Origin of the sequence: Actinomyces sp. 565 (assembly GCF_010365615.1) — a bacterium.
Lineage (GTDB): Bacteria > Actinomycetota > Actinomycetes > Actinomycetales > Actinomycetaceae > Actinomyces.
Genome location: NZ_PIZD01000066.1, coordinates 76,977 through 83,394 on the forward strand (window position 1 = coordinate 76,977; position 6,418 = coordinate 83,394).

Below are 6,418 nucleotides of genomic sequence, written 5' to 3' on the forward strand. Positions count from 1 at the left end.
GGGGTGGCGGCAGGCAAGTCTGGCGTAGCAGGTGGCCCCGCTTCCAGGCACGTGGATGGCGGCAGACAAGTCTGGCGTAGTGAACCGGCACTGCTCACCGTGTCCCTCACCCCGCGATGCGCCGGTCTGAAGCATCAAGTTCGCGCCGGTTTCCCGCGCCCGGCCGCGCCCGCCGCACCGGCGTGAAACCCGGGCGACCCAACCAACCGATAGGGTGGCTGAGGAAGCCCGCGGTGGCCGGGCCCGCACACCGCCCGCACCGGTCCACACCGCACGCGCAAGGAGGCAACGCCAGGATTATGGACAAGCAGCAGGAATACGTGCTTCGCGCCATTGAGGAGCGCGATATCCGCTTCATCCGCCTGTGGTTCACCGACGTGCTCGGTCAGCTCAAGTCGGTGGCGATCGCGCCGGCGGAGGTAGAGGGTGCCTTCGAGGAGGGGATCGGCTTCGACGGCTCCGCCATTGAGGGGCTGACCCGCGTATTCGAGTCGGACATGCTGCTGTCCCCGGACCCCTCCACCTTCCAGATGCTGCCGTGGCGGGAGGAGGTCAACAGCGTCGCCCGTATGTTCTGCGACGTGCTCACCCCGGACGGTGAGCCCGCCCGCACTGACCCACGTGCCGTGCTCGAGCGCCAGCTGGCCCGTGTTGCCGACGCCGGCTTCACCTGCTACGTGCACCCCGAGATCGAGTTTTACCTGGTGGACCGCAACAGCGAGGGCCGGATCATCCCCACCGACTACGCCGGCTACTTCGATCACGTGCCCGGCGGCACGGCCCACGAGTTCCGCCGCCACGCCATCCTCATGCTTGAGCAGATGGGCATCTCCGTGGAGTTCTCCCACCACGAGGGCGGCCCCGGCCAGAATGAGATCGATCTGCGCTTCGCCGACGCCCTGTCCATGGCGGACAACATCATGACCTTCCGGGCAGTCGTGCAGGAGGTCGCCCTGCAGGAGGGCTGCCAGGCGACCTTCATGCCCAAGCCCTTCATCGGGCAGCCCGGAAGCGGGATGCACACTCACTTCTCACTGTTCGAGGGGGACCGCAACGCATTTCACGACCCGGCCGGGCAGTACCAGCTGTCCGCCACGGGGCGCGCCTTCATTGCGGGCCTGCTGCACCACGCCACCGAGATCTGCGCGGTGACCAACCAGCACGTCAACTCCTACAAGCGCCTGTGGGGCGGCGACGAGGCCCCCAGCTACGTGTGCTGGGGCCACAACAACCGCTCCGCCCTGGTGCGCGTGCCCATGCACAAGCCCGGCAAGGCCCAGTCCGCCCGCATCGAGTTCCGCGGCATCGACTCCTCCGCCAACCCCTACCTGGCCTTCGCCGTGATCCTCGCAGCCGGCCTGAAGGGTATCGAGGAGGGGTACGAGCTGCCTGCCGAGGCCGAGGACGATGTCTGGGCGCTGTCCGAGCTGGAGCGCAAGTCGCTCGGCATTGGCGCGCTGCCCACCTCGCTCAAGAGCGCCGTGGCCGCCATGGCCGAGTCGGACCTGGTGGCGGACACCCTGGGGGAGGATGCCTTCGAGTTCTTCCGCCGCAACAAGCGCCGCGAGTACCTGGCTTACGACGCCCAGGTGACCGACTTCGAGATCAGCCAGTTCTTCCCGCGCCTGTGATGCCTTCAAATAGTGGGAGCGGGAGTGAGCGCAAGCCCCTGCCGGGGCCCGGGGCGCCGGCAGGCGGCCCCGCCTCCCGCAGACATGACCGCTGGCCCAGTACCCGGGCCCGGCTCCTCTGGGCCGGGTTCACGGAGGTGGAGCGCGCCTACGGCCTTATCACCGACCCGGCGCTAGACCCCTTCCTGCCGGCCGCGCCGACGGTTTCTAGGAAGGGCACGCAGGGGGAACTGCCCGCACTCGACCCTGTGCGCGCCCGCCTTGTCGACGAGCTCGGCAGCACCGCGAATCCCGACCTCGCGGTGCTAGCCCTGGTGCGACTGGCTGAGGCCTGCACGGTCATTGGCGGGGATGCCGCCGGGCAGACTCGGGTGGCCCAGCCCGCACGCATGCTGCGCGCCCTGCTGCGGGCCGATGACTCACACGATGGCGCCGACACCGCCGACACCACCGATACCGCCTCGCCCGCCTTGCGCGGCGGCGACGAGGTTGCCGGTGGACGCGGCTCCTCCGGCTCCGCCCCTGAGGCTCAGCCCGGGTGCTTGCGGACTCACCTGCGCCGCCTGCTGGCGGTGCTGGGCGCCTCCGAGGCTCTCGGCGACTTTCTGATCACGCATCCTGAGCACCTGGAGGCCCTTGCTCCCGAACACGCCTGGGACGCTCCTGGCCAGCCCGCGCCCGGGGCGGCCCTGACCGGTGCCGTGTTAGGCGCGCTCGCCGGGTCTGCCGCGCCGGTACCCGCTGCCGTGGCCGAGCGGGCCACGACCGCGCTGCGTGTGGCCTACCGGGAGCGCCTGCTTGCAGTTGTGGCCGATGACCTGACCTCCGCCACTCCGCTGGCCCACATGCCGGTGGTGGGTCGCCGCATGAGCGAGTTGGCGGATGCGGCGCTGCAGGCGGCACTGGCCCTTGCCCGCGCAGTTGTCGGCCCCGACGCGGACGCGGTGCCCATGGCGATCATTGCCATGGGCAAGGCTGGTGCTCAGGAGCTGAACTACATATCGGATGTCGACGTCGTCTACGTGGTCGGCCCGGCCGATCCGGGCGCGGGCGAGCAGACGGAGGCGGGGGAGGAGGAGATTGTGCGGATCGGGACGCAGTTGGCCACCGAGATCGCCCACGTCACCTCCGCCTCCGGAACCGAGCCGCCACTGTGGCCGCTGGACACGGCGCTGCGCCCCGAGGGCAAGGACGGGGCGCTGGTACGAACCTTGGACTCGCACCTGGCCTACTACCAGCGCTGGGCCTCCTCGTGGGAGTTCCAGGCGCTGCTCAAGGCGCGCGCCTGCGCCGGTGATCGGGACCTCGGCGCCGCCTATGAGGCCGGGGTCGCACCCCTGGTGTGGGCTGCTAGCCGGCGGGAGAACTTCGTGGATGACGCCCGGTCAATGCGGCGCCGTGTGGAGAGCGAGTCAGCGCACTCGGGCCCTGATGACAGGCGGATCAAGCTCGGCCCCGGGGGCCTGCGGGACGTGGAGTTCACTGTGCAGTTGCTCCAGCTGGTCCACGGGCGCGTTGATGAGCGGCTGCGCGCGCCTAGCACGCTGGATGCGCTGGCGCAGCTCTCGGCCGCTGGTTATGTGGGGCGGGCGGATGGGGCCGAGCTTGCCGACTGCTACCGGATGCTGCGGCTACTGGAGCACCGCACCCAGTTGCTGCGTATGCGTCGCAGCCACATGCTGCCGGCGGGGCGTACAGATTTGCGCAGCATCGGCCGGGGCATCGACCGTCGGCGGCTGCACGATCCTGACGCGGTGCGCAAGCTGTTCAACTCGGTGCGGCGCCGGGTGCGTGCGCTGCACGAGGAGATCTACTACCGGCCGCTGCTGAGCGTCGCGGCCAGCCTGAGCACCGAGGAACTGACGCTGACTCCGGACGCCGCCCGGGAGCGGCTGGCGGCCTTCGGCTACCTGGACCCCGACGGCGCCCTGCACCACATCCAGGCGCTCACCGAGGGGGTCAGTCGGCGTGCGGCCATCCAGCGCCAGCTGCTGCCGGTGATCATCGGCTGGATCGGGCAGGGCCCCGATCCCGACGCCGGCCTGCTTTCCTTCCGCCGCCTGTCGGAGTCCATCGGCGGATCCCACTGGTATCTGGCCATGCTGCGGGACTCGCCGGTGGCCGCCCGCCGCCTGTGCCAGGTGCTGTCCGGGGCCCGCTGGACCACCGACCGGCTGGCCGAGCGCCCCGAGTCGATCACCTGGCTCGATGACGACGCCGAGTTGACGCCCCGCGCGCCCGGAGCGATTTGCGCTGAGACCGAGCGGGTGCTGCGACGTCGTGCCTTCACCGCTGCGGACGCCGCCGGCCTGGAGCGGCAGGCCGCGGAGGCGATCCGCGCGGTCATGGGCGTGCGTAACCGGGAGCTGATCCGCGCCGCCCTGGCGGACTCCCTTGACGGCGTGGATCCGGCGCGTACCGCGCGGATTCTGGGCGACGCCACTGACGCCGTCCTGGGTGCCGCCCTCACTGTTGCCACGGGCCTGGTGATCGCCGAGCGCGACGGGCAGGGCGCGGTTGCCGCCGGGCCCGATGCGGACGGGAGCTGGCCGGCCGCCACCGCCGACCACGCCATAATCGCCATGGGAAGGCTGGGTGGACGGGAGATCACTTACACCTCCGACGCTGACGTGCTGTTCGTGCACGAGCCGCGGCCCGGTGCGGATGCCGATGTGGCGGCGGCGGAGGCGGAGGCGGTCGCCAAGTGGGTCGCCCGCCTGCTGGCCCAGGCGCGCCCGCACTCGCTGGTGGTGGATACGGGCCTGCGTCCGGAGGGGCGCCAGGGGCCGGTCAGCCGCAGCCTGGACTCCTACGCCGAGTACTACGAGCGCTGGGGCTCGGTGTGGGAGCGGCAGGCCCTGCTGCGTGCGCGCGCTTGCGCCGGCGACACGGGCTTGGGGGAGCGCTTTGAGGAGCTGATCAACCCGCTGCGGTGGAATCCGGAGGGTCTGGATGAGGCCGGCCTGCGGGAGATCCGGCGGCTGAAGGCCCGCATGGAGGCCGAGCGGCTGCCGCGCGGTGCCGATCCGAGTCGGCATCTCAAGCTGGGCCCCGGCGGCCTGTCCGACGTCGAGTGGTCGGCCCAGGTGCTGCAACTGACCCAGGCGGCCCGCGTGCCGGGGCTGCGCACCACCTCGACGCTGGAGGCGCTGTCCGCCGCCACACAGGCGGGCCTACTGGAGGTGGATGATGCCGGCAGGCTCACCGCCGCCTGGGTGCTGGCCTCCCGGGTGCGTGCTGCCACCGTGCTCGGTACCGGCCGTGAGGGTGGGCAGCGGGTGCAGGTACTGCCCACCGACCAGCGGGAGATCCGCCTGGTTGCCCGGCTTCTGGGGATCCCGGCCGGAAGCGAGCGGGACCTTGAGGACATTTACCGCCGAACGGCCAGGCACGCGCGGCGCGTGGTTGAGCACGTTGTGTTCGGTGATGCCGCCCCGGCCCGCCCCGCCACCCCGCCCCGGGCGGCGGCCGCTCGGGGATCCCGCATGCCCGCACCTGGTAAGACAGTACTGCGGGTGCCACCTGGCCGCCCGAACGGGGGGCGGCGGGGGAGCGGGCCTCGCGGCGCCGGACCTTACCCGTGGTCTTGAGCATGTTGTCCGCCGACGTCGCGGAGCGGTCGAGGCGCCTGGCAGGATAGGCGCCGTGAAGCTTCTTCTTGTCCGCCACGGCCGAACTTTCGCGAATGTTGCCGGCGCTTTGGACACGGCATTGCCCGGTAACCCACTAGACGCCGTCGGCGTGGAGCAGGCCTCCCTGCTGCCCGCGCGCCTGGAGTCGAGCGGGGATCTGGATGCGATCTCCTCGCTGTGGGTCTCACCGATCCAGCGCGCCCGGGAGACGATTGCCCCGATCGAGCGGGCCACGGGCCTGGCGGCCCGCATCCGGCCCGGCCTGCGTGAGGTGCTGGCCGGTGAGATGGAGATGAACACCGATGTGCGCTCGGTGGCCTGCTACACGGACACCACTCGCTCCTGGATGGTGGGGCGCACGGCGGCGCGCATCCCCGGCAGCCCCGAGGACGGCGCGGATACCTTCGCCCGGTTCAATACGGTTGTGGAGGAGATCTACAACTCCACCCGCACCGGCGGCACTGCACTGCTGGTTGCGCACGGCACCATCCTGCGCCTGTGGGTGGCGCTGGCGGCGGCCGCGGCCGGGGGTGCGGACCCGGCCTGGATCGCCAACCACCCCATGCGCAACACGGCAGTCAGCGTGGTCGAGGGCGACCCGGAGTCAGGCTGGCGGCTGGTCGACTGGGACGAGGGCACCTGGCGGGCCGACGCCGTGCGGTAGGTGGGCGGTCGGGCTGATTGCCGAGGCTGCTGGACGCGATTACTCGGGGTCTGACTCGCCCTGTATGAAGCTGCGAATGGAGCGTGCATCGTCAGGTGAAAACTCGGCCAGGAACGGCGAGAGCAACGCATTAACTTTGGCCTGATGACCCGCGTCGAAAAGCGACTTCAGACCGGATAGTCCCTGCGTGAGGGTGTCCTTGGGGTTGGCGCTCTCTGGCGCCCTTCGGACCAGAAACATGCACGCCCGGGCAAAGAGTTCAGGCACGCCTAGATTTTGTGCGTATGAAGCGACAGAAGCTGCAATTCCCAGTACCTGAGCAGATGTGGAACAACGCTCTGTGTGATCCATGGCGGCGCCAAACGCGCGGATGACCGCATCTGCCGAGTCGCCGCGGAGTTGGGCGAGAATGCCGAGCTGGTGGTGGGTGGTGGCGATGCCGGCCTGGTCGCCCAGCCGCTCCTTGATCTTGAGGGAGTGCTGGTAGTGCT

Annotated in this window: 4 protein-coding genes; 3 read left to right on the forward strand and 1 reads right to left on the reverse strand. The window is 70.4% G+C overall.

What is annotated here, in order from left to right; genetic code table 11:
• Nucleotides 1–299 precede the first annotated feature (299 nt).
• The 3 genes from glnA (at nucleotide 300) to GZ997_RS11170 (ending at nucleotide 5,927) form a co-directional block, all read left to right on the forward strand.
• Nucleotides 300–1,631: a type I glutamate--ammonia ligase gene (gene glnA / locus GZ997_RS11160; protein WP_162679931.1), complete on the forward strand. Its 1,332-nt coding sequence runs from the start codon at nucleotides 300–302 to the stop codon at nucleotides 1,629–1,631.
• A gap of 137 nt (nucleotides 1,632–1,768) precedes the next feature.
• On the forward strand, nucleotides 1,769–5,221 hold the full coding sequence (locus GZ997_RS11165) for a bifunctional [glutamine synthetase] adenylyltransferase/[glutamine synthetase]-adenylyl-L-tyrosine phosphorylase (RefSeq protein WP_343212331.1): 3,453 nt from the start codon (nucleotides 1,769–1,771) through the stop codon (nucleotides 5,219–5,221).
• A gap of 55 nt (nucleotides 5,222–5,276) precedes the next feature.
• A complete protein-coding gene (locus GZ997_RS11170) occupies nucleotides 5,277–5,927 on the forward strand; it encodes a histidine phosphatase family protein (RefSeq protein ID WP_162679933.1) in 651 nt (216 codons plus the stop codon).
• A 39-nt stretch (nucleotides 5,928–5,966) separates the two neighbouring features.
• Here the strand turns inward: GZ997_RS11170 and GZ997_RS11175 are convergent.
• The coding region (locus tag GZ997_RS11175; RefSeq protein ID WP_203234216.1) for a hypothetical protein at nucleotides 5,967–6,418 on the reverse strand (452 nt) is incomplete at its 5' end.

Bases quoted from the DNA above. Each gene is read 5' to 3' on its own strand.
- glnA (WP_162679931.1), top strand. From the start codon at position 300: ATGGACAAGCAGCAGGAATACGTGCTTCGCGCCATTGAGGAGCGCGAT.